The following is a 26,643-nucleotide window of genomic DNA, read 5'->3' as shown; positions in this document are numbered from 1 at the left end:
TGTGAAGGCAACGTCAATAAAGCTCTCGCGACTGTCCCCCGCTAACGCTAATGTAAGTCTGTCGGGACCATCACAAGGCCGGCAAAAACGCACCGATTTGTTGACTCAAGGGCCGCGCCTGCTATGTGTCGCGCACCCTTTCCAGGCCTCTCCCAAGGCCTCAAACCCCCACCCCGGAGGAAGCATGACCTCGCGTGAACAACATGACCGGATGGCCAATGCGATCCGTTTTCTCTCCATGGACGCAGTCGAGAAGGCGAATTCCGGCCACCCCGGCCTGCCCATGGGCTGCGCCGACATCGCCACGGTGCTGTTCACCCGCTTCCTGAAATTCGACGCCAGGGCCCCGCACTGGGCTGACCGCGACCGCTTCATCCTGTCGGCCGGCCACGGCTCGATGCTGCTCTATTCGCTGCTTTATCTGACCGGCTACGAGGACATGACCCTCGACCAGATCAAGAATTTCCGCCAGCTCGGCTCGAAGACCGCGGGCCACCCCGAATATGGCCATGCCGCCGGCATCGAGACCACCACCGGGCCGCTCGGCCAGGGCCTTGCCAACTCGGTCGGCTTCGCGCTCGGCGAGCGCATCATGAATGCCGCCTTCGGCAAGGATCTCGTCGACCACTACACCTATGTGCTGGCCGGCGACGGCTGCCTGATGGAGGGCGTCTCCCAGGAGGCCATCGCGCTCGCCGGGCATCTCAAACTCAACAAGCTGATCGTGCTGTGGGACAACAACAACATCTCGATCGACGGTCCGGTGTCGCTGGCCGACAACACCGACCAGGTCGCCCGCTTCCAGGCCTCCGGCTGGAACGCCAGCCACATCGACGGCTTCGATCCGGAAGCGATCGCCTATGCGATCGAGGCGGCGCGTCACTCCGACAAGCCGACGATGATCGCCTGCAAGACCACCATCGGCTTCGGCGCCCCGACCAAGGCCGGCACCAACAAGGCGCACGGCTCGCCGCTCGGCGCCGAGGAGATCGCCGGCGCGCGCAAGTTCTTCGGCTGGGACTCGCCGCCCTTCGAGATTCCGGGCGACATCCTCGACGCATGGCGCGCGGCGGGTCAGGCCGGTGCCAAGGCCCGCGCTGACTGGGAAGGGCGTCTCGCCAAGACGGACGCCGAGCTGAAGGGCGAGTTCGAACGCCGTGTCAGTGGCAAGCTGCCGTCGAACTTCGACAGCGTCATTGCCGACTACAAGAAGAAGCTCTCGGCCGACAAGCCAAAGGTCGCCACCCGCAAATCGTCGGAGATGGCGCTCGAGGTCATCAACGGCGCTGTGCCGGAAACCATCGGCGGCTCGGCCGATCTCACCGGCTCCAACAACACCAAGACCAGCCAGACCAAGAATATCACGCCGGACGATTACGGCCAGCGCTATGTCCACTACGGCATCCGTGAGCATGGCATGGCGGCGGCGATCAATGGGCTAACGCTGCATGGCGGCCTTATCGCCTATGGCGGCACGTTCCTGTGCTTCTCCGACTATGCCCGGCCTTCGATGCGCCTGGCCTCGCTGATGGGCATTCGTTCGATCTTCGTCATGACCCATGACTCGATCGGCCTTGGCGAGGATGGGCCGACGCACCAGCCGGTTGAGCATATGGCAGCGCTGCGCGCTATTCCGAACCACAAGGTCTTCCGCCCGGCCGACGCGGTCGAGACGGCGGAATGCTGGCAGCTGGCGCTCGAATCCGAAAAGACGCCGTCGACGCTGGCGCTGACCCGCCAGAACCTGCCGACCGTTCGCACCGAGCACAGCGAGAAGAACCTCAGCGCATCCGGCGCCTATGAGCTGGCCGCGGCAAACGGCGAGGCGGCGGTGACGATCTTCGCCACCGGCTCCGAAGTCGAGGTCGCGCTCGGCGCGCGTGATTTGCTGCAGCAGCACGGCCACCCGACCCGCGTCGTATCGGTGCCCTGCTTCGAACTGTTCGATCAGCAGAGCGACGACTACCGCAGAAACACGATCGGCAGCGCGAAGGTGAAGGTCGCCATCGAGGCCGGCATCCGTCAGGGCTGGGACCACATCATCGGCAGCGACGGCATCTTCATCGGCATGACCGGCTTCGGCGCCTCCGGCACCATCGAGCAGCTCTATCCGCATTTCGGCATCACCGCCGATGCTGCGGCGAAAGCGGTGGAAGCCCGCCTGCATGGCAAGTAAGGGTTGAGGCAAGCGAGCCCGCCAAAACCGCGCATGGCCGTTTCGGCGGACTGGCCCAACCTAATCGATTTAAATCCAGGCCTTCCAAGGCTGGATTCTTTGTCCGTCCGCCGCTATGAAGCTGCGGACCCCATCCGCCTCCCAGGGAGAGAAACATGACCGTCAGAGTTGCCATCAACGGATTCGGCCGCATCGGCCGCAACATCCTGCGCGCCATCCATGAATCCGGCCGCAAGGACATCGACGTCGTCGCCGTCAACGATCTCGGCCCGGTCGAGACCAATGCGCATCTGCTGCGCTACGACAGCGTGCATGGCCGCTTCCCGCACGAAGTGACGGTCGACGGCGACCAGATCTCGGTCGGCTCTGAGAAGTTCAAGGTCACCGCCATCAAGGACCCGACCCAGCTGCCTTGGAAGGAACTCGGCATCGACATCGCGCTCGAGTGCACCGGCATCTTCACCGCCCGCGACAAGGCCGCCGCGCATCTCACCGCCGGCGCCAAGCGCGTCATTGTCTCGGCGCCGGCCGAAGGCGCCGATCTCACCGTCGTCTACGGCATCAACCACGACAAGCTGACCAAGGACCATATCGTCATTTCGAATGCGTCCTGCACCACCAACTGCCTGGCGCCGCTGGCCGCCGTGCTGCACGAGACGGTCGGCATCGAGAAGGGCATGATGACGACGATCCACTCTTACACCGGCGACCAGCCGACGCTGGACACCATGCACAAGGATCTCTACCGCGCCCGCGCGGCTGCGCTGTCGCAGATTCCGACCTCGACCGGTGCGGCCAAGGCGATCGGCCTTGTGCTGCCCGACCTCAAGGGCAAGCTCGACGGCATCTCGATCCGCGTGCCGACCCCGAACGTCTCGGTCGTCGACTTCAAGTTCATCGCCAAGCGCTCGACCACCGCGCAGGAAATCAACGAAGCGGTGATCGCCGCATCCAAGGGCAAGCTGAAGGGTGTTCTGTCGGTCACCCATCACCCGAATGTCTCGATCGACTTCAACCACGATCCGCATTCCTCGATCGTGGCGCTTGACCAGACCAAGGTGATGGACGGCAACTTTGTGTCGGTGCTGTCCTGGTACGACAATGAATGGGGCTTCTCCAACCGCATGGGCGACACCGCCGTCGCCTTCGGCAAGACCATCGCCTGATCGACGCAGGCCGCAATCTTTCCAGATCAGACGCCCGGCTTCGGCCGGGCGTTTTTCGTTTGCAGGCCGGCTGGCGCCCCGAGCGGCAAAACCCCCGGAAATCAGCCCCATAGGAGCAAAAAATCACGCTGCCGCCTTGCGCTGGTCATGTCTTCGCCCCACTCTGCCGTAAAGCGGGGAGGGAGGCGGATTTGAGGGGCAATTCCGGATGGAGCATGCGATCTATCTTGTAACGCTGGTCGGCACCGCCCTTGTCGTTGCCGCCGCGTTTTCGAGCCTGATCGCCTTTCGCTTCGGCGCTCCCCTTCTGCTGCTGTTCCTCTGCATCGGTCTGGCCACCGGAACCGATGGTCTCGGCATCGAGTTCGACAATGCCCGCCTGGCTTACTTTGCCGGCTCACTGGCGCTGGCCGTCATCCTCTTCGATTCCGGGTTCGGCACGCCGCTCAATGCCTTGCGCCAGGCGGCCGGACCGGCACTGTCGCTGGCGACCGTCGGCGTCATCCTGACCACCGGCCTGTTCGGGGCCGCTGCCTATTACATGCTCGACCTCACCTGGCTGGAATCCTTCCTGCTCGGCGCCGCCGTCGCCTCGACCGATGCAGCGGCCGTCTTCTTCCTGCTGCGAGCCGGCGAGATCAATCTGCGCGAGCGCGTGCGCGCGACGCTCGAGGTGGAATCCGGCACCAATGACCCGATCGCCATCTTCTTGACCATCACTCTGGTCGAGATCATCGCCGCCCACGCCAATCCCGAAGCCAATGTGCTTGCCACCAGCCTCGTGCTCGGCTTCCTCATCAGCATGGGGCTTGGCGCCGTCATCGGCGTTCTCGGCGGCCTTGCCATCGTGCGCCTGGTCGAGCGGCTGAACCTCGACCACGGCCTGTTGCCGATCTTCGTGCTGACGCTGTCGCTGATGGTGTTCGCGGCCGCCGGCGCCATTGGCGGCTCGGGCTTCCTGGCGGTCTATCTCGCCGGGCTGGTATCGGGCAATTCAGACATCCGCGCCGTCACCATCCTTAGGCGCTTCCAGGACGGCATGTCGTGGCTGGCACAGATCATCATGTTCCTGATCCTTGGCCTGTTTGCCACGCCCTCGCAATTTCCGGCGATCCTGGTGCCGGCGACCTTGCTCGGCCTGTTCCTGATCTTCGTCGCGCGGCCGATCGCCGTCTGGCTCTGCCTGGTCACGTTCCGCCTGCCACGGCCCGAGGTCGCTTTCGTCTCATGGGTCGGCCTGCGCGGCGCGGTCTCCATCCTGCTCGCCATCACGCCGCTGCTCGGCGGCCTGGAAAACGGCCGCCTCATCTTCAACGTCGCCTTCATCATTGTGCTGGTGTCGCTGGTCGTGCAGGGCTGGACCGTCGGCCCGCTGGCGCGCCGCCTCGGCCTCATCGTGCCGGCGAGGCTCGGGCCCCTGGACAAGGTCGAGCTCGAACTGCCGGGCTCTGCCCATCACGAGCTGCTCGCCTATCGCGTGGCGCCGGGCAGCCCGGTGGCGCGTGGCGAGCGCATCCCGCGTTGGGCGCGGCCCTCGCTGGTGCTGCGCGACGGCCGCTCGATGCGCTTCCAGGACATGGGCCGGCTCGCCGCCGGCGACCAAGTATACATCTTCGTGCCGGACCGTTATCCGCGCCTGCTCGACAAGCTGTTCGCCAGCCGCGCCGTGGTCGATCCGGAGGACGCGGACTTCTTCGGCGCCTTTGCGCTAGATCCGACGCGCTCGGCCGAGGAGTTGGAGGCTGCCTACGCGCCGGGCTTGACCGAGGCAGAACGCAAGCTGACGGTCGGCGCCCTGGTCACGGAGCGGCTCGGCGGCCATCCCGAATATGCCGACCGGGTGCTGATCGGGCCGATCGAGCTCATCGTGCGCGACGTTGACGACAAGGGCCGGATCACCGGCATCGGCCTGTCGTTCGAGCCGACCGCGCCGGTGGCGCGCGTGCCGGTGTTCCTCAGCGCCGGCGAGATCGTCGACCGCATCGCCGCCTTCATCCGCGGCCGGCGCAGGCCGGCGCGGGCGCCTGGCGCCGAGACGCCGGCGGAACAGCCCCCGACACCCGAACCGGTCGGGCAAAAGGCAGCGAGCGAAAGCTGATCTTACGCGCCTACATCATTTTTGCGCGCGCGCTTTAACGCGGGCCTTGCATAGTCGCCGGTGGTGGGTAAGGTCCCGGCGATTTTCGCAGAAAGGGACCCAGCATGGCCGGCTTCAAGACACTGGACGACATCGGCAACATCTCCGGTAAGCGCGTGCTGGTGCGCGTCGACCTCAACGTTCCCGTCGCTGACGGCAAGGTCACAGACGTCACCCGCATCGAGCGCATCGCGCCGACCATCTCCGAATTGTCCAGCAAGGGCGCCAAGGTCATCCTGCTCGCCCATTTCGGCCGGCCCAAGGACGGCCCCACGCCCGAATTCTCGCTCGAGCCGATCGCAAATGCCACGGCGGACGTGCTCGGCCGGCCCGTCGGCTTCGCCGCCGACTGCATCGGCGACACAGCAGGCAGCGCCGTCGCCGCCATGGACAAGGGCGATGTGCTGCTTTTGGAAAACACCCGCTTCTACAAGGCTGAGGAGAAGAACGATCCGGCCTTCACCGAGAAGCTCGCCGCCAATGGCGATATCTTCGTCAATGATGCCTTTTCCGCCGCGCACCGCGCCCACTCCTCGACCGAGGGCCTGGCGCATCTGTTGCCGGCCTTCGCCGGCCGCACCATGCAGGCCGAGCTCGACGCGCTGGAAAAGGGCCTTGGCAATCCTGTCCGTCCGGTCGTCGCCATCGTCGGCGGCGCCAAGGTCTCGACCAAGATCGACCTCCTGATGAACCTGGTGAAGAAGGTCGACGCGCTGGTCATCGGCGGCGGCATGGCCAACACCTTCCTTGCCGCGCGCGGCACCGCGGTCGGCAAGTCGCTCTGCGAGCATGACCTTGCCGCCACCGCCAAGCAGATCATGATCGAGGCGGCCGAGGCCGGCTGCGCCATCATCCTGCCGGCCGATGGCGTGGTGGCGAAAGAGTTCAAGGCTGGCGCCGCCAGCGAGACCGTCGCCATATCGGAGGTGCCGGCCGACGGCATGATCCTCGACGTCGGCGAAAAGACCGTGAAGGCCGTCGCCGACTGGATCGACCGCGCCGCCACGCTGGTCTGGAACGGCCCGCTCGGCGCCTTTGAGATCGAGCCTTTCGATCGCGCCACGGTGGCGGCGGCAAAGCACGCCGCCCAGCGCACCAAGGCCGGCAAGCTGGTCTCGGTGGCCGGCGGCGGCGATACGGTGGCCGCGCTCAACCATGCCGGCGTCGCCGACGACTTCACCTATGTCTCGACCGCTGGTGGCGCCTTCCTGGAATGGATGGAAGGCAAGCCGCTGCCCGGCGTCGAGGTGCTGAAGCGCTGAAGCAATTCCAGGAAAATCGGGCTGCGGTTTTTCCGCCCGTGAAAACGGAGCATTCTTGCAGCCAAGCGGTGACGCCTGGGTTGCACGAATGCGACCAGCCCAATCGACTCGATCAACACTCGGCGAGCCGGCCCGGCGGCGCGACATTCGTTCGATTTCGCGCTTTCCGGCATCATTCCTTTGGCGGTAGAGTTCCGTGAACCGCGGAAAACCGCTGTCAGGAGGAAGCAACAATGAGCGAACGTCTCGAAGACATTGCCGCCGCGATCGTGGCCGACGGCAAGGGCCTGTTGGCCGCCGATGAAAGCTCCGGCACCATCAAGAAGCGCTTCGACGTCATCGGCGTCGAATCGACGGCCGACAGCCGTCGCGACTATCGCGAGATGATGTTCCGCGCCGGGGACGCGATGACGCGCTACATTTCCGGCGTCATCCTCTATGACGAGACCATCCGCCAGAAGGCTGCCGACGGCACGCCGCTGGTCGACATCATCAAGGCGTCCGGCGCCATCCCCGGCATCAAGGTCGATGCCGGCGCCAAACCGCTGGCCGGCTTTCCCGGCGACACCATCACCGAGGGCCTCGACGGCCTGCGCGAACGCCTGGCGGATTACTACAAGCTCGGCGCCCGCTTCGCCAAATGGCGCGCGGTGATCGATATTGACGTCGCCAAGGGTGTGCCGTCGGCGACCTCGATCGGCTCGAACGCGCATGCGCTCGCGCGCTACGCCGCGCTCTGCCAGGAGGCCGGCATCGTGCCGATCGTCGAGCCGGAAGTGCTGATGGACGGCGCCCACGGCATCGACACCTGCTACGAGGTCAGCAAGGCGACGCTGCTCAAGCTCTACAGCGAGCTCTATGCCGCGCGCGTCGTGCTCGAAGGCACCATCCTGAAGCCCAACATGGTCATATCGGGCAAGAAATCGGGCAAGCTGGACAGTCCCGAGATCGTGGCCGAAAAGACAATAAAGCTGTTTCGCGAGACGGTGCCGGCGGCGGTTGCGGGCATTGCCTTCCTCTCCGGCGGCCAATCGGACGAGGAGGCGACCGCCAACCTCAACGCCATCAACGCCATCGGCCAGCATCCGTGGAAGCTCACCTTCTCCTATGGCCGTGCCTTGCAGGCAGCCGCGCAGAAAGCTTGGAGTGGCAAGGCGTCGAACATAGCCGCCGGGCAGGCGGCCTTTATCCATCGCGCCCACATGAACCATCTGGCGGCGCTCGGCAAATGGCAGCCGGCGCTGGAAAGGGCCGCCTGACACGTTTCTTCAGACGCGACGAAAAACCCGGGCTACGCGCCCGGGTTTTGTTTTCGCGGCCGGGCATCCCCACTTCTGGGACTGCGTCGAAAGCGCGCCGGCCATGTCGGATCGCCCCGATGTCGAACGTCCTTGGCAGGAGAGGACAGGAGATAGTCATGCATCGCAATGCCATCGTTTCGCGGGAAGACTGGTTCGAGGCGCACAGAAAGCACCTCGAGCGCGAGAAGGAACTGACTCGGTTTCGTGATTGCGTCGCCGCCGAACGGCGCGAATTGCCCTGGCTGAAGATCCGCAAGGACTACGTCTTTGAGAGCGAGCAAGGCCCGAAACGGCTGGCTGGGCTCTTTGGTGAAAACAGCCAGCTGATCGTCTATCACTTCATGCTGGCGCCCGGTTCGAACCATCGCTGCGAGGGCTGCTCCTTCCTCGCCGACCACATAGACGGCGCCAATCTGCATCTCCAGCATCATGACGTGTCGCTGGTCGTGGTGTCGCGCGCGCCGCTGGCCGAGCTGTTGCCCTACAAGCAGCGCATGGGCTGGCGGTTCGACTGGGTGTCGTCCTATGCGTCCGACTTCAACTTCGACATGCAGGTTTCCTTCACCGACAAGCAGATCGCGGCCGGCGACACCACCTACAATTTCGAAAGGCGCGCCCGCACCTCCAAGGACCTGCCCGGTTCCAGCGTGTTCTACAGGGACGAGGCCGGCGATATCTTCCTCACCTTCACGTCGCGCGCTCGCGGCGGCGATCAGCTGATCGGCGCCTATCACTATCTCGACATGACGCCGAAGGGCCGCAACGAGACCGGCCCCTATGGTGGCCTGATGGACTGGGTGCGGCTGCATGACGAGTACGGGGACGTATCCGAGCCGCCGTCGGCGTGTTGCGACTGAACCGGCGCGGCAAGATCGTTCACCCGCACAACAATATGCGCTAAGGGCATGAGCCATGCAGCGCCTGCTCGCCTTCCTCACCTGGCTCGCCTTTCCCGTCTATGTCTGGCAGGGGCTCGGCGTGCGCCGTCGCACCAGCCGCATGCTGCCGGCGCGGGGTCCGGTCATGCATGAGATGCAGGGCAAGGCGCCGGCGATCACGCTGCTGGTGCTGGGTGATTCCTCCGCCGCCTCGGTCGGCATTGGCCATTCCGAGAACGGACTTGCGGCGCAGCTCGCCATCCTGATTTCCGAACGGACCGGCAGTGCGGTGCGCTGGCGGGCGGCCGGCTTCAATTCGGCGACTTCCGGCCAGGTGCGCGACCATGTCCTGCCCAATTTGTCGGCCGATCCGTGGACGCATATCGTGCTCGCCATCGGCACCAACGACACCAAGAACTTCCACTCGGTGCCACGCTTCAAGAAGGAGTTCGGCGGCCTGCTTTACGCGCTGCGCGCCAAATGGCCGGAGGCGCGCGTGGTGTGGTCGCCGGTGCTGGAGTTCACGCGGGCGCCGGCGATGCCATCCTTGCTTGGCAGGATTCTCGAGATCAGGGCCACCGAGATGAACCGGATGGGCAAGCGCCTCTGCCTGGAGCGCGGCGCGGTTCCTGCGTCGCGGCTGCCGATCCTCGATCCGCAGGCCGGCTTTGCCGTCGACGGATTCCACGCCTCGGAAGCCGGCTACCGCGCCTGGGCGGAGCATCTGCTAGCCCCTGTTCTGGGCGAGCAGCCCTTGGCGTAGCGGCGCCCGATGGGGTGGCGCTTCGGCTCTAGCCCCAGTGCCCCAGCACAGCGGTGATCGAGATCGCCGCCATGGCAAGCAGCGCCAGCTTCCAGAAATCGCTGCGCCGCCTCAGCCCCGGCCAGCCGAGCGGCTTGATCAGCTGGATGAGCATGATGCCAATGACAACGAGCGCCAGGAGCTTCGACATGCCGCCTTTGAGCAGCATCGAAGCCTGCTGTCAAAGCCGGCGTCGCACTTCCGGACCCAAACAGAACCGCGCAAGACGGCCGTTTCCCGGGGTGCCGGCCGGGCTGACCGCAATCTTCTTCGCAGACCTGCCACCCTCCTGACAGACTGCTGTCAGCAGGGGTGTGCGATAGTGTTCTCATCGAAAAGAGGAGACCAGCCATGACCAGCTTCACGGTACTGCGCAGCATCGAGCACTATGTCGGCAAGATCCGCACGATGCGCAACGAGATCCGCACCCAGCGTTTCATGAACAGCTTGCCCGCGGACATCCGCAAGGACATTGGCTGGCCGGATATGTACGGCAACGGCCGCCACCTCGACCATTGAACGATTTTTGCAGGCCGCGCTTGGATGCGGACACTGCCGCGCCCAGATGTAGAAGCGACGGAGCGGAAATACTTCGGGCAATCGAGCGTGAGAAAGTTGATGGTTCGAGCAGGATGTAGGCACCCTATCGTCAGCAGACGTGCTGAACCCTCCTGACAGTATGCTGTCAGGAGGGTCGTGTCATGGTGTGGCAGGAGTAGAGAGTGAACTTCGCATGGTGAAGAGCTGGAACGACAGGCTGAACACGCCGGGCGTCAATGGTATCAAGCCGTCGCCGCGGAGCTTCGCCGACGTCGTCGAAGGCCAGCCGATGCTGGTGCCGACGGCGCGCCAGGTCGATGATTTCATCCGCTCGATCCCCGAAGGCGTCGAGATGGACGTCCGCGCGCTGCGCACCGCGCTGGCCATCGAGAACGGGGCTGAAGTGACATGCCCGGTCGCCATTGGCTATCATCTGCGCACTGTTGCCGAGGCCGCCGGCGAGGATCTCGAGCACGGCATGGCGCTGAGCGAGATCGCGCCGTTCTGGCGGGTGCTGGACGCCAGGACGCCGACAACGAGGAAACTGTCCTTCGGCACGGAGTTCGTCGCCGTGCAGCGCAAGCGCGAAGGGCTGAAGCCATAGTGCATGTCGCCCAAAAGTGGGAACCGGTTTTGGGAACCACGACATGCATAGGAACAACATCGAGGAACCATACGATGCGTCGTGCCGACAGGCTCTTCCAGATCGTGCAGCATTTGCGCGGCGGCCGTCTGGTCACTGCCCAGAAGCTGGGTACGTGGCTCGAGGTTTCCGAGCGCACGATCTATCGCGACATCGCCGACCTGCAGTCGACCGGCGTGCCAATCGACGGCGAGGCGGGCGTCGGCTACATGATGAGGGAGGGTTTCGACCTTCCGCCGCTGATGTTCACGCGTGACGAGATCGTGGCGCTGGTCGCCGGCGCCCGCATGGTGCGCGCCTTTGGCGGCGCCGCAATGGCGCGGGCCGCCGACGAGGCGCTGGTCAAGATCGGCGCCGTGCTGCCCGATACCGAGAAGGACCGCATCGCCCGCACCGAGATCCACACGCCGATGTGGGTGGTGAGCGATGCCGCGCGCGAGGCGATCGACCTGATCGAGCGCGCGATCGAGAAACGCCAGGTCCTGACCATTGACTATTCGGACGAGGCCGGGCGCGGCACGGCGCGCGACATCCGGCCGCTCGGCCTGTGGTTCTGGGGCAAGGTGTGGACGCTGGTCGCCTGGTGCGAGATGCGCGACGATTTCCGCGCCTTCCGCATCGACCGCATTGCCTCGGTGGTGATCGCCGGCCGCGTCTACAAACCGGAGCGCGGCAAGCAGCTCGCCGATTTCTACCGCGCGGTGGAGCGCAGCGAGGACTATGGCATGACGCCGGACCGGGCGGCGCGCAACTGAAGGCTCGAAGGCCAATAAAAAAGCCCGCTCGAAGCGGGCTTTTTTGTTGGCATGCCGAGAATTCTACTCCTCGTCGTCCGTGTCCTTGTCCTTCGACTTCAGCGCCGAGAGCTTGGCGAAGACGGCGTTGGCGTCGAGCTCGGCGTCCTCGTCCTTCGGCTTTTCCGGCGCCGGGACCAGCCGTTCCGTCAACGCCGCCGGCAGCAGCGTGTCGCCGACCGGCTGCGCCTGCTCGCGGCCGCGCGAGGCGCGGTTGACTTCCATGTCGAGGTCGATCTGCGAGGCGAGACCCAGCGTCACCGGATCCATCGGCTGCAGATTGGCCGAATTCCAGTGCTTGCGCTCGCGGATCTGCTCGATCGTCGACTTGGTGGTGCCTACAAGACGGGCAATCTGCGCGTCCTTCAGTTCGGGATGGTTGCGCACCAGCCAGAGGATGGCATTCGGCCGGTCCTGACGCTTCGACAGCGGCGTGTAGCGCGGGCCCTTGCGCTTGGATTCCGGCACCCTGACCTTTGGGTCGGACAGCTTCAGTCGATGGTTCGGGTCCTTCTCGGCGCGCGCGATCTCGTCGCGGGTCAGCTGGCCGGTCATGATCGGGTCCATGCCCTTGATGCCTTGCGCCGATTCGCCGTCGGCGATCGCCTTGACCTCAAGCGGATGCAGCCCGCAGAACTGGGCGATCTGCTCGAAGGAGAGCGCGGTGTTGTCGACCAGCCAGACGGCGGTCGCCTTGGGCATCAGCAGCGTATTGGCCATTTCCAAAAATCCTTCTCGTTCGCCCGCGTTCCCGCGCGGGCGGTGGTTTTAGAGCCACCAAAATGGGAAATTCGCGGCCTGTATAACCGCTCCGTCACCATTTCGCAATGTTTTTGGAGAGCCCTGGAGGAGAGGCCGGGCACGGCCGCGGCCCAAGAAAGACAAAACCCGCCGGACTGGGTCCAGCGGGTTCGGAACCGGAGACGAGCAAGCGTCTTCGACGGCTCTGGCTTCGCAACGCTGCCCCGGCCTCACGGCCGGGGCGCGCTTGAGATCAAAGAGCCTGGCGGGCGATACGCTCGATGTCGGCGCGGTTGATGCCGAGGTCGTGAAGCTGACGGGCGTTGAGCTTGTTCAGCTCGCGCACGGTCTCGTTGTACATGCGCCAGTTACGGAAAGCGCGGATCGGGTTCATGGCGGGTCTCCAGTCGTTGGTTGATTTGTTCGATGCCGTGTAAATAGGCACCGCCGCCTAAGAATTGAACGGACGCTTTTGCATGGCGGCAATGCGTTTTGTGCATTGCAGCATTAAGCTCTTGTTCAGCTTTTCCGCAGGCGATTTACACACCAGGGCGCGTCGAGATTCAGGTCAGGCCGAGGCGGAGTCGAAGACGGGCGCGGGGCGACCAAAACGGTGGTTTCCGAGAACCGGAGCGGAGCGTACTTCCGCATGTCCCGGAGAAGTGGTCCCGGTTTTCCGACAAGGACATGCGGCAGCAAGGAAACTACGTGAGCACCGGAAGCGCAGGAAAGCGCCGTTTGCAGGCCGGCCTCACCTGAATATCGATGCATCCTAGCCGACGTCGAGCACGATCTTGCCGATATGCTCCCCATCCTCCATCCGCTCATGCGCCCGCCAGGCTTCGCTGAGCGGCAGGATCGTGTCCATCACCGGCGCTATCTTGCGGCTGCCGAGCAACGGCCAGACCTGCGCCTCCAGCGCCACGGCGATCGCCGCCTTGAATTCGACCGTGCGCGGCCTCAGCGTCGAGCCGGTATGGGTGAGCCGCTTGACCATGAGCCTGGAGAAATCGACACTCGCCGCCGCCCCGCCCTGCACGGCGATCTGGACGATGCGGCCTTCCACCGCCGCGGCCTCGTAATTGCGTGTCACATAGTCTCCGGCGATCATGTCGAGGATCACATTGGCGCCCTTGCCACCAGTCGCGTCCTTGACCGCGGCGACGAAGTCCTCCTCGCGGTAATTAATCGCCCGGTCGGCGCCGAGCTTCAGGCAGGCGTCGCATTTTTCCCTGCTGCCGGCGGTGGTGATGACGTAGGCGCCGAAGGCCGACGCCAACTGGATCGCCGTGGTGCCGATGCCCGACGAACCGCCATGCACCAGCAGCGTTTCGCCGCACTTCAAGCCGCCGCGCTCGAACACATTGTGCCAGACAGTGAAATAGGTTTCCGGCACCGCCGCCGCTTCGGTGTGGGTGAAGCCGGCCGGCAGCGGCAGCACGCTGCCGGCGTGCACCTTGACATATTCGGCGTATCCGCCGCCGGGGGTGAGCGCGCAGACCCGGTCGCCGATGCGCCAGCGCGATATCTCGTCGCCAAGTGCCGCGACTTCGCCCGAGACCTCGAGCCCCGGCAGATCGGAGGCGCCGGGCGGCGGCGGATAGGCGCCCTTGCGCTGCAGCACATCCGGCCGGTTTACGCCGGCGGCACGCACCCGGATCAGGACCTCGCCTGGCCCCGGCAGGGGCACATCGCGCGTTTCCGGCTTCAGCACCCGCGGCCCGCCTGGCGCCGAGATCGCGATCGCCATCATCTTCGCCGGAATCTTCTGTGCGCTCGCCATGAATTGTCCCGTCCTCGTCTGGCCTCTTTGGCTGGCCGTTTGCATCAGCACCCGTGCCCTATGTATGCTCATTGTCGAATCCGGCAAATGGCATATCAGGGAGGAGCGACGATGGCGATCTTCGACGACGAACCCGTTAAGAAGGCGCGCCCGCATGAGATCGGGCAGGATCTGGCCCTGCTTTCGGCCGACGAACTGTCCGAGCGGATCGGCATGCTGCGCGACGAGATCGCCCGGCTGGAAGCCGAGTTGAAGGCCAAGGGAGCGACCAAATCAGCGGCCGAGGCGCTGTTCCGCCGCGGCTAGCGTTGAAAGCGGCAGTGTTCGCCGCCGAAAAGCCCGAATGCGCCTGTCAGACCAGCGCCACGAACCTCCAGCCGGATCAGCCAATGTTTGCGACCTACCGACCGATCCTCTCGCTGCTTCGCGGCACGGCCTTCCTGCTCGCGGCGTCCGGCCTGCACGGGCTGCTGCTGCCGTTGCGAGGCCAATTGGAGGGCTTTTCCACGGCATCGCTGGGCTTGATGGGCACCGCCTGGGCCGGCGGCTTCGTCACCGGCTGCTTCTTTGCGCCGCGCCTGGTTCGCCGCGCCGGCCATGTCAGGGCCTTCGGCGCCTTTGCCGCGTCGGGCGCCATCGTCGCTTTGCTCACCGGCCTTATCATCGATGAATATGTCTGGATCCTGCTGCGCGCCTTCACCGGCTTCACCATGGCTGGCGCCTTCATGGTCATCGAAAGCTGGCTGAACGAGAAGGCCACCAACGAGAACCGCGGCACCGTCTTCGGCCTCTACATGATGGTCACCTATGCATCGATCATGGGCGGCCAGATGATCGTCGCCGGCGGCGACGTGAAGTCGGCTTCGCTGTTCATGATCACCGGCATCCTGTTCTGCCTGTCGCTGATCCCGACCGCCGTCTCGACGCAGTCGCATCCGAAGCCGCTGCAGGACGTGAAGCTCGACGTGAAGGGGCTCTACGCCAATTCGCCGGTGTCGGCGATTGCCTGCCTGTTGATCGGCATTGCCAACGGCGCCTGGGGCACGCTCGGCGCCGTCTATGGCGCCCGCATCGGCATCTCAACGGCCGAGATCGCGCTGATGATGAGCCTGGTGGTGGTGGCGGGAGCGGCCATGCAGCTTCCGGCGGGACGCCTCTCGGACAAGACCGACCGCCGTTTCGTGCTGGCGGGTGCGGCCTTTGGCGCAGCCTTGTTTGCCATTTTCGTCTTCCTGTTCGAGCCGCGCTCCGGCGTCTTCGTCATCGTCTTGACCGCCGCCTACGGCGCTTTCGCCTACACGCTCTATTCGATCGCAGTGGCGCATGCCAACGACCACGCGCGGGCGGAGGATTTCGTCAAGGTTTCGGGCGGTCTTCTGCTGCTCTACGGCTTCGGCACCATGATCGGGCCCCTGCTCGCCGCCGGCCTGATGGGCTGGCTGCGCCCCGAGGGCCTGTTCCTGGCCACCGCGCTCGCCCATCTTTGCCTGGCGGGCTACACCCTGCTGCGCATCAGCCGCCGCGCCCCGGTGCCGATCGAAAACCGCGACGCCTTCAAGACCCAGCCGGCCGACCGTTCGGTGACGCCGGAAGCCTTGCGGCTCGATCCGCGCAGAAAGGCTGAAACCAATGGTTGAGATTTGGGAAACTTTGCCTCTAAAATGACGCATGATGTTTTCTGATGCCTTTGTGGCGATTGCCGATCCCAACCGGCGCTATCTTCTCGAAGAGCTCCGGCGCGGCCCGAAGACCGTCAACGAACTGGCGGCCGGACTGCCAGTTTCACGCCCAGCCGTCTCGCAGCACCTGAAGGTTCTGCTCGAGGCCGGCCTGGTCAACGCCAAGGCGGAAGGCACGCGGCGGGTCTACACGGTCAGCAGTGCCGGCTTCCTGCGGTTGAACATCTGGCTCGACCAGTTCTGGGAAGCATTGCCCGGCGAGTGACCTCTGGGCGGCATGACCGGTCCGGCACTTGCTTGATGCGATTCCGTTCTGCGCTTTTTCTGGCTGTGGAGGAGGAAACCCATGCGACGCGAAGCGGTTCTTGGCGCTCTGACGGCAATCAATCTGGTTCTGCTCGCTGGCATGGGGCTGACGCAGATCCTGCCGGCGAAGGCGCAGGACAGCCCAGGCATTCTGCGCGGAAGCGGGCTTCAGATTGTCGATAGTCAGGGCCGGGTGCGCTCCAGCATCTCCGTGCTCCCGGCGAAGGCCGGCGAGGCCGAAACCGTGCTGTTCCGCCTCATCGCGGAGAATGGCCAGCCCTCGGTCAAGATCAGCGCCACGACCGCCAGCGCCGGTCTGAGTTTCGTCGGCGGCGACGACGCAAGCTACATTTTGCTCGAGGCGGATGGTCCCGAAACTCGGCTCGAGATGGTGGAACCGGAGGGCCGCAAGAAGGTGATCGAGCCATAGGAGCGATGCAAGGCCAGGTGAGAAGGACCGCTCGCCTCCGATCGCGAAGCACTGATGTCAGCCGTCGTTGTAGGGGAAGAACTTGAAGTAGGGCTGGGCTTCCTCGATCACGCGGGCGAAGGACGGTCGTTGGAGCAGGCGATCGTGATAACGCCTAACCGCGGGGAACCTGTCGCCGAACGGCTCGACCTTGTTGGCGTAGAACAGCGCCGGAGCCGCCGCGCAGTCGGCCATGGTGAAGGTTTCGCCAACCGCCCAAATCCTCGACTGCATCTCGGTTTCGATGATGGCGTAGGAGGCGCGCAACTGCGCCCGCGCCTGCTCGACACCGAACGGGTCGGTCTGGCCCTGCGGCCGCAGCCGGTCGCCGACGATCTTCTGCATCGGCTCCTGCACATAGAAATCGTAGAAGCGGTCGGCGGTCCGAACCTGGCGGGCGAGGTCGGCATCGGCCGGGATCAGCGCGGTCGGGCCAGGATAGTGGACGGCCAGATACTCGATCACGATGGTTGATTCCGGCACCGTCTGTCCGCGCGCCTCGTCGCGCAGCACCGGCATCTTGCCCGCCGGCGACAGTCTCAGGAACGCCGCGCGCGACTGCTCGTTGCCGAGATCGACAATGACGACATCGAAAGGCGTGCCGTTCTCGTAGAGCGCGATCAGCGGCTTCCAGCAGAACGATGCCAGCGGGTGGAGGTGCATGGTCAGAGACATTGCTTGCTCGCTTGTGGCCGCCGGTCCGGGCGGAAGGGGGCTTCTGGTCTTGATAATGGCGCATCCGGTGAGGCGCTGTCACGCCGGGGATGGATCGGCCCGCGCCCGCGCTGCCCGGTCATGCGCCACGATGGCGGCGATCATGACGGCCCAGTCGTCCGGATGCAGTTCGTGGCCGCCGCCCTCGATACGCACCAACTTCGCACCGGCAACCGCCTCGGCGAGCGCTGCGCCATGCTCGACCGGAAAGATCGGATCCGTCGTGCCGTGGATGACGAGCAGCGCAATCCGCATCGCCCGAAGGCGGTCCTTCCAGTCTCCGCCGTTCTTGAGCAGGAAGTGGTTGGTCGCGCTGAGCAGGCCTCCCGACCGGTCATAGTCCCGCTCGACGAACGCCCTTGTCCGCTTCTCGTCGAACGGATGCGCGGTGCTTGCGATGACGCGGGCTTCGCTGACGATGAAGTCGATCACCTGCTCGCGATCCGACCAATCGACCTTCTCACCTGCCGCCGCGTGCTCTTTGTAGCTCTCGGACATTCCCGGCAGATGCGAGGTGTCGATGCCGACAGGCGACGTGCTGATCACGGTCAGCGCCGTGAGGCGCGACGGGTGTTTCAGCGCCACCAGCTGCGCGATCATGCCGCCCATCGACATGCCGACCACATGCGCCCTCACGACCTCATGATCGTCGAGCACGCGGATGGCATCGTCGGCCATGTCATCGAATGTGTAGGGCGGCTCGCCAGGCGCGTATTTGCTCGAGTGGCCGGTGTCGCGATTGTCGTAGCGGATTACGAACAGACCCTCGCCGGCCAGCTTCCGGCAGAACGCTTCTGGCCACCACAGCATCGACGCCATGGCGCCCATGATCAGCAGAACGGCCGGATCGCCGGGACTGCCAAAAGTTTCGGAAACGATCCGGGGCTGCTCTTTCGTCTTCATGGTCGCTTCCTTCTCTGTCAATCCGATTGCATTTTGCAATCAGTTGCACGATAATCAGACTGATACGATAATGCAACCGGTTTTTCTGGAGACTTTGCATGAACACCGATCACCGCTCCGGCTGCCCGATCAATCTGTCGCTCGAAGTGTTCGGCGATCGCTGGAGCCTGATCATCCTGCGCGACATGATCTTCGGCGGCCGGCGTCATTTTCGCGAAATGCTCAACGGATCGATCGAGGGCATCGCGTCCAACATCCTTGCCGACCGGCTGAAGCGGCTGATGGAGCTGGGCATGCTGACAAAGGCCGACGATCCTTCCCACAAGCAGAAGGCAATCTACAGCCTGACCGAGATGGCCATCACCCTGGTGCCGATCATGGCGCATCTCGGCGCCTGGGGCCGTGTCTGGCTGCCGGTCAGCGAGGAGCTCTCGATCCGCGCTGAGCTTCTGGAAAACGGCGGCCCACCCTTATGGGAGCGCTTCATGGACGAATTGCGCCATGAACACCTCGGCGCGCCGATCGACCATGAGGGGCCAACCGTTCGGGCGACCCTGCAGGCCGGCTACGAGGTGGTGGTCGCCCGCAAGGCTGAGGCTGCCGCCGGCTAGACAGGGCGCGGCGTTTCGCCACTTCCCGAAAATCAGTTTCAACCGCGGCCGGGATTGTATCTTGCGTCTCGTCGACGATGATCGCGGCCTTCAACAGGAGACTGCCATGACCGCGCTGACGCTCGAGAAAGCCAAGCAAATCATCGACGCCGCCTTCGCCAGGGGTGCCGAGCTGAAGCTCAGGCCGCTCGGCGTGTCGGTGCTCGATGCCGGCGCCCATCTGGTCGCCTTCCAGCGCCAGGACGGCGCATCGTTCCTGCGTCCGCAAATGTCGGCCGGCAAGGCCTATAGCGCGCTCGCCATCGGCATGGGCTCGCGCCGCGTCGAAGCCTTCGCCAAGGAACGGCCGCATCTGATCGCCGGCATCTCCGACGTCTCCGGCGGTCGTGTCCTGCCTGTCGTCGGCGGCGTGCTGATCCGCGATCATGTCGGCGCCGTCATCGGCGCGGTCGGCATCTCCGGCGACACGTCGGACAATGACGAGGCCGCCGCGATCGCCGGCATCGAAGCCGCCGGCTTCACTGCCGATCCGGGCTGAGCCCGGATCATTTGCAGACCGGTCTCACCTGAATATCGGCACATCCTAGTTCAGGTTGATATCCCGGCTTGCCGACCGCATCGACACCGAGAAGCCGGCGAGCACGTCGAACAGCGCGATGACCATCAGGGTGAAGAAGACCGAATGCGCTGCGCCCTTCACCAGCAGGAACTCGACCAGGAAGGCGATGAAGACCAGTGTCGACAACAGATGGTCGAGGATCGAGGCGTTGGTGGTGCGCACCGATTTTGAGATCTCGACGAACAGGAAGATCAGGCCGATCAGCACCATCAGGTCGCCGAGCGTCATCGAGAAAACGCCACCGGACATCATGCGGAACGAGAACATCTCGTTGGCCCAGGGATCGTCGCCGCTGCCGAATATCCCGAGCAGCCCGAGATTGTAGAGCACGAAGGGCACGATCAGCAGGGGGATGGCACCGAACATCTGGCGTCTCCGATTGAGCTTCCTTCAGTTGCAGCCCGCCGGCCTTCCTCGTCAAGAAGTTTCATGCGTCGCCGCTAACACGCTCGAAGACCGCGCGAAACAAGCATGTTAGCGGGGGTTCCTCCCGCGCCTGTCAGGCCACAAAGACCGGCGCGCAGGGTCCGTCGGCGGAGTCGGTATCGGACCGCGACGCTGGAGCGATTGGCGAGGCCAAACGCAAAAAGACCGGCCCAATGGCCGGTCTTTTTGGAAGTCGCAAACCGCCGGAAGCTTCTCAGCTTTCCTTCGGCTCCAGAACCTGGCGGCCGCGATACATGCCGGTCTTCAGGTCGATATGGTGCGGGCGGCGCATTTCGCCGGAATTCTTGTCCTCGACATAGGTCGGGGCCTTGAGGGCGTCGGCCGAGCGGCGCATGCCGCGCTTCGACGGAGAGGTTTTTCGTTTCGGAACGGCCATGGATATGCTCCACTACATGGTCAAAATGCCCCGGCAACCCTCGTGAAAGGGCCGCGTCTGGGGCCATAATCTGAGAAAGTCGGGTGCCTATACACGCCTTGCGCCGTTTTGGCCAGCACCGCGGCAAATTTTTTTGAGCCGGCGCTGGTTCGTCCTAATCAAGGCAACCCACATAGGCTCCCGACCTACCGGCGCGCCGCTCGATCAGTGCCGCCAGGCGTCGCAAGCCCGGCCCCGGTTTTGCCGGATTGCGGGCGATCGGATTGGGCAGCGTGACGGCGAGCAGCGCCGCCTGCCGGCGCGACAATTTGTTTGCCGAGACGCCGAAATGATGCTGGGCGGCCGCCTCGATGCCGTAGATGCCCGGGCCCCATTCGGCGATGTTGAGGTAGATCTCCATAATGCGCCGCTTCGACATCACCGCGTCGAAATAGACGGCGAGCGGCAGTTCGACCACCTTGCGCACCGTGCCCAGCGGCCGCGACCAGAGGAAGAGGTTCTTCACCGTCTGCATTGTGATGGTCGAGGCACCGCGCGTCGCCTCGCCGGCCAGCGCGTCGTCCACGACGCCGCGCAATTCGCCGAGATCGACCCCGCGGTGGAAGCAGAACTGCCCGTCCTCCGACATGATCACCGAATGCGCCAGCGCCGGCGACACGTCGTCGATCGAAACCCAGCGCCGGTCGTAGCCGGAGAAGGTCGCGAGGTCCTTCAGCATCAGCGTCGACACCGGATGCACGAAGGACGGCAGATAGAGGAAGGTCAGCACCACCGGTACCACCGCCAGGATGGCGGCAACGACCAGGGAGCGCCGGCCAAGGCGCTTGAGACCGGCCCGGTTCAGGCGCCTCGGCCGCGCCATGTCCAGTCCTTCGATTTCATGATCGACGATCGGTTCCGTCAAGCCGCCCCACCCGTGCCATCAGCTCAACCGGCATAATGGCGCGCGGCTTCTTGCGCAATGTCTGAGTGTCGGCTACCGCTCCCGGCCATGGCGAAAGACGAAGAAATCGCGTTCGAAACCGCACTTCTGACACGCGCAGCGGCAATCGAGGCGCTGCTCAGGCGGCTTCTCGACCTGCGCGCGCTGTCCGGCGAGATCGCCCGGCCGGAGCGGCTGATGGCGGCCATGCGCCATGGCGTGTTGAACGGCGGCAAGCGCCTGCGCCCTTTTCTGGTTATGGAAAGTGCAGCGCTCTTTTCCGCAGATGGCGAGGCGGCATCGCGCGTGGCGGCGGCGCTCGAATGCGTGCATTGCTATTCGCTGATCCATGACGATCTACCGGCCATGGACAATGACGATCTGCGCCGCGGTCAGCCGACCGTGCACCGGGCCTTCGACGATGCCACCGCCATCCTCGCCGGCGACGCGCTGCTGACGCTTGCCTTCGACATCCTCGCCGACGAGGCCACCGTGCTGCCCGTGGAACGCCGGGCAGCGCTGGTGCTGGCGCTTGCCCGCGCCGCGGGCATTGGCGGCATGGTTGGCGGGCAGATGCTCGATCTCGATGCCGGACGCACTCCGCCGGACGAGGCCGGCATCATCCGGCTGCAGGCGATGAAGACCGGCGCCTTGATCCGCTTTGCCTGCGAGGCCGGCGCCATCGTCGCCGGCGCGCCGCCGGAAGACCGCGAGCGGCTGGCCGAATTCGGCTCGGCGATCGGGCTCGCCTTCCAGCTTGCCGACGACCTGCTCGACCTGACGGCGGATGCGCACCAGATGGGCAAGGCGACCGGCAAGGACGCCGCCGCAGGCAAGGCGACGCTGGTCGCCCTGCACGGCGCCGACTGGGCGCGCAAGCAGCTCAACGGCCTCGTCGGCCAGGCGCATGCGCTGCTCGATCCCTATGGCGAGCGCGCGGCCCTGCTGAAGGAAGCGGCGACATTCGTGGCGACGCGCAACAGCTGACCTGTTGCACAGGCGAACGACGCCGGCTCGCCACCGGTCCGATCTTCACAACCCTGCCAGCGCGAAAATGCGGGATGCCCAGCACCGCTGAGCGAGCTGCGGATAGGGCGCCGACGTCGCTCCGATTGTTCGCTCTTTCCGAATAGTGCTGCCAGCAGCGGGGTGATTATCCGACATCCGCGGCAATCTATATCCGCCCCATGACAACGAAGATCGATCCGTCCGATGACGACGCGACCGTCGTCATCGGACGCGCCAACCGGCGCCGTGAAATGCCACTGAAAGGAACCTGCAAATGCCCTTTGCCAACTTCAAGATGCCCGAGGCCGCCCTCACAAAAGCGCAGAAGGAAGATCTCGTCCACAAGACCACGCAGATGTTCGTGGACTATTTCGGCGAGGGTGTGCGCCCCTACACCATGGTGCTGATCGAAGAAGTTCCTGATGGAGGCTACGGCCGCGCCGATGAAGTCTTTGTCCTTCCCGATGCCTATCGGGCTAAGGATGTTGCCTGACATGAACAAGGCGAGCCGCTTGTCGAGCGGCTCGCCTTTCGGGCAAATGCAATAGTCCATTTTTGATAGGCGAACACACGATCGCGTGAGCCCATTCGATCCGTCCCCGCCTAGGTCGGACCTCAGCCTCTTGCGGCCGCATTGGCGACCACAAACACCGAATAGAGCGACTGCCGCGCCGTGATGAACAGGCGGTTGCGCTTGGCGCCGCCGAAGGCGAGGTTCGCCACCGTTTCCGGGATGCGGATCTTGCCTATCAGCGTGCCGTCGGGATCGAAGCAATGCACGCCGTCGCCGGCGCCTGCCCAGACCCGACCCGCCGTATCCACCCTGAAGCCGTCGAACAGGCCGGCCGTGCAGGTTGCGAAAACGCCGAGTTCCTTGAGCGCATTGCCTTCGACGGCAAACTTGCGGATGTGCCGCGGCCCGTCCTTCTGATGCGTGATGCCGGTGTCGCCGACATAGAGGACCGTCTCGTCCGGCGAGAAGGCGAGACCGTTGGGCTTCGCCATCGTCGAGACGACGCGCGCCACCTCGCCGGTCGCGGGATCGGCGTGGTAGACGTGGCAGCCCTCGATCTCCTGTTCGGAGCGGTCGCCCTCATAGTCTGTCGCGATGCCATAGGGCGGATCGGAGAACCACACCGTGCCGTCGGAGCGCACCACGACGTCGTTGGGCGAATTCAGGCGCTTGCCGTCGAAGCAGTCGGCGATCACCGTGATCGATCCGTCATGCTCGGTGCGCGTGACGCGCCGCGACCGATGCTCGCAGGTGACCAGCCGTCCCTCTGTATCGACCGTGTTGCCGTTGGCACTGTTTGCCGGCGCCCGGAACACCGAAACCACGCCATTGGTCTCGTCGTAGCGCATGATGCGGTCGTTGGGGATGTCGGAGAAGACCAGATAGCGCCCGGCCGCGAACCATGCCGGGCCTTCCAGCCAGCGCCCTCCGGTCCACACCCGCTCGACCGCCACATGGCCGACGAAACAGCTTTCGAACCGCTCGTCGAGAACCTCGAAGCCCGCGCCCTCTAAGTCTCCGAACATGCTCCATCCTCCGCGAAAACGGGTTACCGATAGCCTTCGCGGCAAACCGTTTTCAAGACTTGACCTGCAAAAATGTTAGCGATAACATCGGTGCCAATTCAGTCCGTTTGCTTGGCTTGGGAGGGCCATAGATGCGGCCCAAGCTCATCGAATTCATCGACATCTCCAAGCGCTTCGGCGGCACTCTGGCGCTGAAGTCGGTCTCGCTCGACATCCACGAGGGCGAGATCGTCGCCCTGCTTGGCGAGAATGGCGCCGGCAAGTCGACGCTGATCAAGACGCTCGCCGGCATCCACAAGCGCGACCAGGGCACGATCCGCTTTCGCGGCGAAGACTATCACCACCGCCCGCCGCGTCCCAACCAGCCACAGAAGGTCGCCTTTATCCATCAGGACCTCGGCCTCATCGAATGGATGACGGTGGCCGAGAATGTCGGCATGGCGCAGGGCTTTTCGCGCCGCTCGGGCCTGATCGATTGGCGCGACACCGAGCGCCGCGCCGAGCGCGCGCTGGCGCTGGTCGGCTGCGCCTTCGATCCGGCGACGCGCGTCCAGGACCTTTCGCGCACGGAAAAGTCGCTGGTGGCGATCGCTCGCGCACTCGCCACCGAAGCCGACGTTCTGGTGCTCGACGAGCCGACGGCAAGCCTGCCGGCCGACGAGGTCGAACGCCTGTTCGAGGCGCTGCGTCCGCTGCGCGAGCGCGGCGTCGGCATGATCTATGTCTCGCACCGGCTGGACGAGGTGTTCCGGATCGCCGACCGCGTCGCCGTCATGCGCGACGGCCGCATGGTCGCGGTTAAGCCAGTGGTCGAGACCACGCCGCAAGAACTGGTCGACCTGATCGTCGGCCGGCCGGCGCACCAGATGTTCGCCAAGTCGCAATGGCAGGACGGGCCGGAGCGGCTCAAGGTCGAAAACCTCGTTTGCGGCAACGTCGGCCCGGTCACCTTCGAGGCGCGCTCCGGCGAATTGCTCGGGCTGGTCGGCCTGCGCGGCGCCGGACAGGAAGCCGTCGGCCGCGCGCTGTTCGGCGCCGAGCGTTTCGAGGGAACGGTCTCGCTCGACGGCAAGCGCCTCGACCTGTCTTCGGTCGGTGCCGCCCTTGCCGCCGGCGTCGGCCTCATCGCGCGCGACCGCACCGAGGAATCGGTCGCGCTGTCGCTTTCCGTGCGCGAGAATATGTATCTCAATCCGTCGGCGGTCGGTCGTGGACTATTCTCCTTCATGAAGCCGGCGCGGGAGAGCGAGTTGACGCAGGAACTCGGCGCGCGGCTGGGGCTGAGACCCAACGATCCGCATCTGCCGATCGAGGCGCTTTCAGGCGGCAACCAGCAGAAGGTGGTCGTCGGCCGCTGGCTGGCGACGGGCCGCAAGCTGCTGATCGCCGAGGACCCGACGGCCGGCGTCGATGTCGGCGCCAAGGCCGAGATCTACCGCCTGATCGCGGCGGCCGTCGAAGCCGGGCTGGCGGTCATCGTCGTCTCCACCGATTTCGAGGAGGTCGCCCATATCTGCCATCGCGCCCTCGTCTTCTCGCATAACCGCATCGTACGCGAACTTGCCGGCGATGCCTTGACGACGGCTGCGCTCATCCGCGCCGCCTCCGTGTCCGAAGCCGCCTAGAGCCGGATGATTTCAGGTCCAATCGACCTGAAATTTGAATCCGGTTCTAAATCAAAGAGATAGAGCATGATGTCGTCCGAAAACCGCCTCACACTTTTCGGCATCATGCTCTAGGAGGACCCCCATGAATTCGATCAAATCGACGGCGCTGGAGCCGACCCGGTCGGAACTTTCCGGGCTGAGCCTCGGCCAGAAGGCTTCGCGCTACCTGCCGGTCTACGGCCTGCCGATCCTGACGCTGCTGCTCATCGTGCTGTTCTCGTTGCTGCTGCCGCGGACGTTCCCGACGCTGCTCAATTTGCGCTCGATCATCTCCGACAAGGCGATCATCGCGATGCTGTCGCTTGCGGCGATGATCCCCATGGCCTCGGGCCGCATCGACCTTACGGTGGGCTACGGCATCGTGCTGTGGCACATCCTGGCCATCAGCCTGCAAACGGCCTTTGGCATCCCTTGGCCGATCGCGGTGCTGATCGTCATCCTGCTCGGCGTGCTCACCGGCTTCATCAATGGCTGGCTGGTCGAGGTGGCGCGCATCGATTCCTTCATCGCCACGCTCGGCACCGGTACCGTGCTCTATGCTTTGGCCATGTGGTACACCGGCGGCCGGCAGGTCGTCGGCGTGCTTCCCGACGGCTTCCTCTCCCTCAACGGCACGATGCTGTTCGGCCTGCCGATCACCGGCTACTACGTGGTCGTCCTGGCGCTGGCGATGTGGCTCGTGCTCGAATACCTGCCGATCGGCCGCTACCTCTACGCCATCGGCGCCAATCCGAAGGCCGCCGCGCTCAACGGCATCCCGGTGCAGAAATTCGTCGTGGGCGCCTTCGTCGCCTCCGGCGCGCTCACCGCGCTCGGCGGCGTGCTGCTCGCCTCGAAGCTGAGGATCGGCCAGGCCAGCGTCGGTCTCGAATATCTGCTGCCGGCGCTGGTCGGCGCCTTCCTCGGATCGACCACCATCAAGCCCGGCCGCGTCAATGTCTGGGGCACGATCATCGGCGTCGTCATCCTCGCCGTCGGCATTTCCGGCATCCAGCAGTTCGGCGGCTCGTTCTGGGTCGAGCCGCTGTTCAACGGCGTCACCCTGCTCGTCGCGATCGGCATTGCCGGCTACGCGCAGCGCCGCCGCGGCGCCGTGGTGCCGCCCGCCGCCACTCAACCAGCCACCAGCCAACGAACAACGACAACCAACAATGCTTAAT

At 64.8% G+C, this 26,643-nt stretch carries 30 protein-coding genes; 20 read left to right on the top strand and 10 right to left on the bottom strand.

Going from position 1 to position 26,643, the window contains the following annotated elements; genetic code table 11:
* Positions 1 to 184: 184 nt before the first annotated feature.
* The 7 genes from tkt (at position 185) to EJ073_RS25165 (ending at position 9,683) form a co-directional block, all read left to right on the top strand.
* Positions 185 to 2,176 carry a transketolase gene (gene tkt, locus EJ073_RS25195; protein ID WP_126057973.1) on the top strand — a complete coding sequence of 664 codons (1,992 nt, stop codon included), beginning with the start codon at positions 185 to 187 and terminating at the stop codon, positions 2,174 to 2,176.
* A 155-nt stretch (positions 2,177 to 2,331) separates the two neighbouring features.
* Entirely contained in the window at positions 2,332 to 3,342 is a 1,011-nt protein-coding gene (gene gap, locus EJ073_RS25190) for a type I glyceraldehyde-3-phosphate dehydrogenase (protein ID WP_126057972.1), read from the top strand.
* 208 nt (positions 3,343 to 3,550) lie between these two features.
* On the top strand, positions 3,551 to 5,440 hold the full coding sequence (locus tag EJ073_RS25185) for a potassium/proton antiporter (protein WP_126057971.1): 1,890 nt from the start codon (positions 3,551 to 3,553) through the stop codon (positions 5,438 to 5,440).
* A 104-nt stretch (positions 5,441 to 5,544) separates the two neighbouring features.
* Positions 5,545 to 6,741 carry a phosphoglycerate kinase gene (locus EJ073_RS25180; RefSeq protein WP_126057970.1) on the top strand — a complete coding sequence of 399 codons (1,197 nt, stop codon included), beginning with the start codon at positions 5,545 to 5,547 and terminating at the stop codon, positions 6,739 to 6,741.
* A gap of 233 nt (positions 6,742 to 6,974) precedes the next feature.
* Entirely contained in the window at positions 6,975 to 8,000 is a 1,026-nt protein-coding gene (locus EJ073_RS25175; protein ID WP_126057969.1) for a class I fructose-bisphosphate aldolase, read from the top strand.
* 158 nt (positions 8,001 to 8,158) lie between these two features.
* The gene (locus EJ073_RS25170; RefSeq protein WP_126057968.1) at positions 8,159 to 8,899 is read left to right on the top strand and encodes a thioredoxin family protein; all 741 of its coding nucleotides are present in this window, start codon (positions 8,159 to 8,161) and stop codon (positions 8,897 to 8,899) included.
* A gap of 55 nt (positions 8,900 to 8,954) precedes the next feature.
* Positions 8,955 to 9,683, top strand: coding sequence for an SGNH/GDSL hydrolase family protein (locus EJ073_RS25165; RefSeq protein WP_126057967.1), 729 nt, complete (start codon positions 8,955 to 8,957; stop codon positions 9,681 to 9,683).
* 28 nt (positions 9,684 to 9,711) lie between these two features.
* On the opposite strand, the gene EJ073_RS25160 is transcribed toward EJ073_RS25165, so the two are convergent.
* Entirely contained in the window at positions 9,712 to 9,891 is a 180-nt protein-coding gene (locus tag EJ073_RS25160; protein ID WP_189347771.1) for a hypothetical protein, read from the bottom strand.
* Between the two features lie 182 nt (positions 9,892 to 10,073).
* On the opposite strand from EJ073_RS25160, the gene EJ073_RS25155 reads away from it, so the two are divergent.
* From EJ073_RS25155 to EJ073_RS25145, 3 genes are all read left to right on the top strand, one after another.
* The gene (locus EJ073_RS25155) at positions 10,074 to 10,241 is read left to right on the top strand and encodes a hypothetical protein (RefSeq protein WP_126057966.1); all 168 of its coding nucleotides are present in this window, start codon (positions 10,074 to 10,076) and stop codon (positions 10,239 to 10,241) included.
* 214 nt (positions 10,242 to 10,455) lie between these two features.
* Entirely contained in the window at positions 10,456 to 10,866 is a 411-nt protein-coding gene (locus EJ073_RS25150) for a hypothetical protein (protein WP_189347769.1), read from the top strand.
* 74 nt (positions 10,867 to 10,940) lie between these two features.
* Positions 10,941 to 11,660 carry a YafY family protein gene (locus tag EJ073_RS25145; protein WP_126057965.1) on the top strand — a complete coding sequence of 240 codons (720 nt, stop codon included), beginning with the start codon at positions 10,941 to 10,943 and terminating at the stop codon, positions 11,658 to 11,660.
* 63 nt (positions 11,661 to 11,723) lie between these two features.
* Here EJ073_RS25145 and EJ073_RS25140 read toward each other — a convergent pair whose 3' ends face one another.
* The 3 genes from EJ073_RS25140 to EJ073_RS25130 form a co-directional block, all read right to left on the bottom strand.
* Complete coding sequence (locus EJ073_RS25140; protein WP_126057964.1) at positions 11,724 to 12,419, bottom strand: DUF1013 domain-containing protein; 696 nt, start codon at positions 12,417 to 12,419, stop codon at positions 11,724 to 11,726.
* Positions 12,420 to 12,693: 274 nt separating this feature from the next.
* On the bottom strand, positions 12,694 to 12,834 hold the full coding sequence (locus tag EJ073_RS25135; protein ID WP_126057963.1) for a DUF1127 domain-containing protein: 141 nt from the start codon (positions 12,832 to 12,834) through the stop codon (positions 12,694 to 12,696).
* A gap of 378 nt (positions 12,835 to 13,212) precedes the next feature.
* Positions 13,213 to 14,223 carry an NAD(P)H-quinone oxidoreductase gene (locus EJ073_RS25130; RefSeq protein WP_126057962.1) on the bottom strand — a complete coding sequence of 337 codons (1,011 nt, stop codon included), beginning with the start codon at positions 14,221 to 14,223 and terminating at the stop codon, positions 13,213 to 13,215.
* A gap of 111 nt (positions 14,224 to 14,334) precedes the next feature.
* On the opposite strand from EJ073_RS25130, the gene EJ073_RS25125 reads away from it, so the two are divergent.
* From EJ073_RS25125 to EJ073_RS25110, 4 genes are all read left to right on the top strand, one after another.
* Positions 14,335 to 14,529: a DUF1192 domain-containing protein gene (locus tag EJ073_RS25125; RefSeq protein WP_126057961.1), complete on the top strand. Its 195-nt coding sequence runs from the start codon at positions 14,335 to 14,337 to the stop codon at positions 14,527 to 14,529.
* 83 nt (positions 14,530 to 14,612) lie between these two features.
* Complete coding sequence (locus EJ073_RS25120) at positions 14,613 to 15,860, top strand: MFS transporter (protein WP_126057960.1); 1,248 nt, start codon at positions 14,613 to 14,615, stop codon at positions 15,858 to 15,860.
* A 31-nt stretch (positions 15,861 to 15,891) separates the two neighbouring features.
* A complete protein-coding gene (locus EJ073_RS25115) occupies positions 15,892 to 16,167 on the top strand; it encodes a metalloregulator ArsR/SmtB family transcription factor (protein ID WP_126057959.1) in 276 nt (91 codons plus the stop codon).
* Between the two features lie 81 nt (positions 16,168 to 16,248).
* On the top strand, positions 16,249 to 16,638 hold the full coding sequence (locus tag EJ073_RS25110) for a hypothetical protein (RefSeq protein WP_126057958.1): 390 nt from the start codon (positions 16,249 to 16,251) through the stop codon (positions 16,636 to 16,638).
* 57 nt (positions 16,639 to 16,695) lie between these two features.
* On the opposite strand, the gene EJ073_RS25105 is transcribed toward EJ073_RS25110, so the two are convergent.
* Both EJ073_RS25105 and EJ073_RS25100 read right to left on the bottom strand, forming a co-directional pair.
* Positions 16,696 to 17,352 (bottom strand): glutathione S-transferase family protein, encoded by a 657-nt coding sequence (locus EJ073_RS25105; protein ID WP_126057957.1) that lies wholly within the window; start codon positions 17,350 to 17,352, stop codon positions 16,696 to 16,698.
* A gap of 78 nt (positions 17,353 to 17,430) precedes the next feature.
* Positions 17,431 to 18,294, bottom strand: coding sequence for an alpha/beta hydrolase (locus EJ073_RS25100; protein ID WP_126057956.1), 864 nt, complete (start codon positions 18,292 to 18,294; stop codon positions 17,431 to 17,433).
* 98 nt (positions 18,295 to 18,392) lie between these two features.
* Here EJ073_RS25100 and EJ073_RS25095 point away from each other — a divergent pair, with 98 nt between their 5' ends.
* Together EJ073_RS25095 and EJ073_RS25090 are read left to right on the top strand one after the other, a co-directional pair.
* Positions 18,393 to 18,905 (top strand): helix-turn-helix domain-containing protein, encoded by a 513-nt coding sequence (locus EJ073_RS25095; protein ID WP_126057955.1) that lies wholly within the window; start codon positions 18,393 to 18,395, stop codon positions 18,903 to 18,905.
* Positions 18,906 to 19,011: 106 nt separating this feature from the next.
* Entirely contained in the window at positions 19,012 to 19,443 is a 432-nt protein-coding gene (locus EJ073_RS25090) for a heme-binding protein (RefSeq protein WP_126057954.1), read from the top strand.
* Between the two features lie 45 nt (positions 19,444 to 19,488).
* On the opposite strand, the gene EJ073_RS25085 is transcribed toward EJ073_RS25090, so the two are convergent.
* From EJ073_RS25085 to EJ073_RS25075, 3 genes are all read right to left on the bottom strand, one after another.
* Positions 19,489 to 19,890, bottom strand: coding sequence for a hypothetical protein (locus EJ073_RS25085; protein WP_126057953.1), 402 nt, complete (start codon positions 19,888 to 19,890; stop codon positions 19,489 to 19,491).
* 274 nt (positions 19,891 to 20,164) lie between these two features.
* Entirely contained in the window at positions 20,165 to 20,347 is a 183-nt protein-coding gene (rpmF, locus tag EJ073_RS25080; RefSeq protein ID WP_006203806.1) for a 50S ribosomal protein L32, read from the bottom strand.
* Between the two features lie 154 nt (positions 20,348 to 20,501).
* The gene (locus EJ073_RS25075) at positions 20,502 to 21,209 is read right to left on the bottom strand and encodes a transglycosylase domain-containing protein (RefSeq protein WP_126059336.1); all 708 of its coding nucleotides are present in this window, start codon (positions 21,207 to 21,209) and stop codon (positions 20,502 to 20,504) included.
* 129 nt (positions 21,210 to 21,338) lie between these two features.
* On the opposite strand from EJ073_RS25075, the gene EJ073_RS25070 reads away from it, so the two are divergent.
* Together EJ073_RS25070 and EJ073_RS25065 are read left to right on the top strand one after the other, a co-directional pair.
* Positions 21,339 to 22,256 (top strand): polyprenyl synthetase family protein, encoded by a 918-nt coding sequence (locus EJ073_RS25070; RefSeq protein WP_126057952.1) that lies wholly within the window; start codon positions 21,339 to 21,341, stop codon positions 22,254 to 22,256.
* A 295-nt stretch (positions 22,257 to 22,551) separates the two neighbouring features.
* The gene (locus EJ073_RS25065) at positions 22,552 to 22,770 is read left to right on the top strand and encodes a 4-oxalocrotonate tautomerase family protein (protein ID WP_126057951.1); all 219 of its coding nucleotides are present in this window, start codon (positions 22,552 to 22,554) and stop codon (positions 22,768 to 22,770) included.
* 122 nt (positions 22,771 to 22,892) lie between these two features.
* Here the strand turns inward: EJ073_RS25065 and EJ073_RS25060 are convergent, their stop codons facing one another.
* On the bottom strand, positions 22,893 to 23,816 hold the full coding sequence (locus EJ073_RS25060; RefSeq protein WP_126057950.1) for an SMP-30/gluconolactonase/LRE family protein: 924 nt from the start codon (positions 23,814 to 23,816) through the stop codon (positions 22,893 to 22,895).
* Between the two features lie 131 nt (positions 23,817 to 23,947).
* Between EJ073_RS25060 and EJ073_RS25055 the strand changes: the two genes are divergently transcribed.
* Positions 23,948 to 25,441 carry a sugar ABC transporter ATP-binding protein gene (locus EJ073_RS25055; protein WP_126057949.1) on the top strand — a complete coding sequence of 498 codons (1,494 nt, stop codon included), beginning with the start codon at positions 23,948 to 23,950 and terminating at the stop codon, positions 25,439 to 25,441.
* Positions 25,442 to 25,565: 124 nt separating this feature from the next.
* The gene (locus EJ073_RS25050; protein ID WP_126057948.1) at positions 25,566 to 26,642 is read left to right on the top strand and encodes an ABC transporter permease; all 1,077 of its coding nucleotides are present in this window, start codon (positions 25,566 to 25,568) and stop codon (positions 26,640 to 26,642) included.
* The last annotated feature ends 1 nt before the right edge of the window (position 26,643 follow it).

It is taken from the genome of Mesorhizobium sp. M4B.F.Ca.ET.058.02.1.1, assembly GCF_003952505.1.
Lineage (GTDB): Bacteria > Pseudomonadota > Alphaproteobacteria > Rhizobiales > Rhizobiaceae > Mesorhizobium.
The sequence above is the reverse complement of the archived record's forward strand: the minus strand, read 5'-3'. Positions and strand labels throughout refer to the sequence as shown.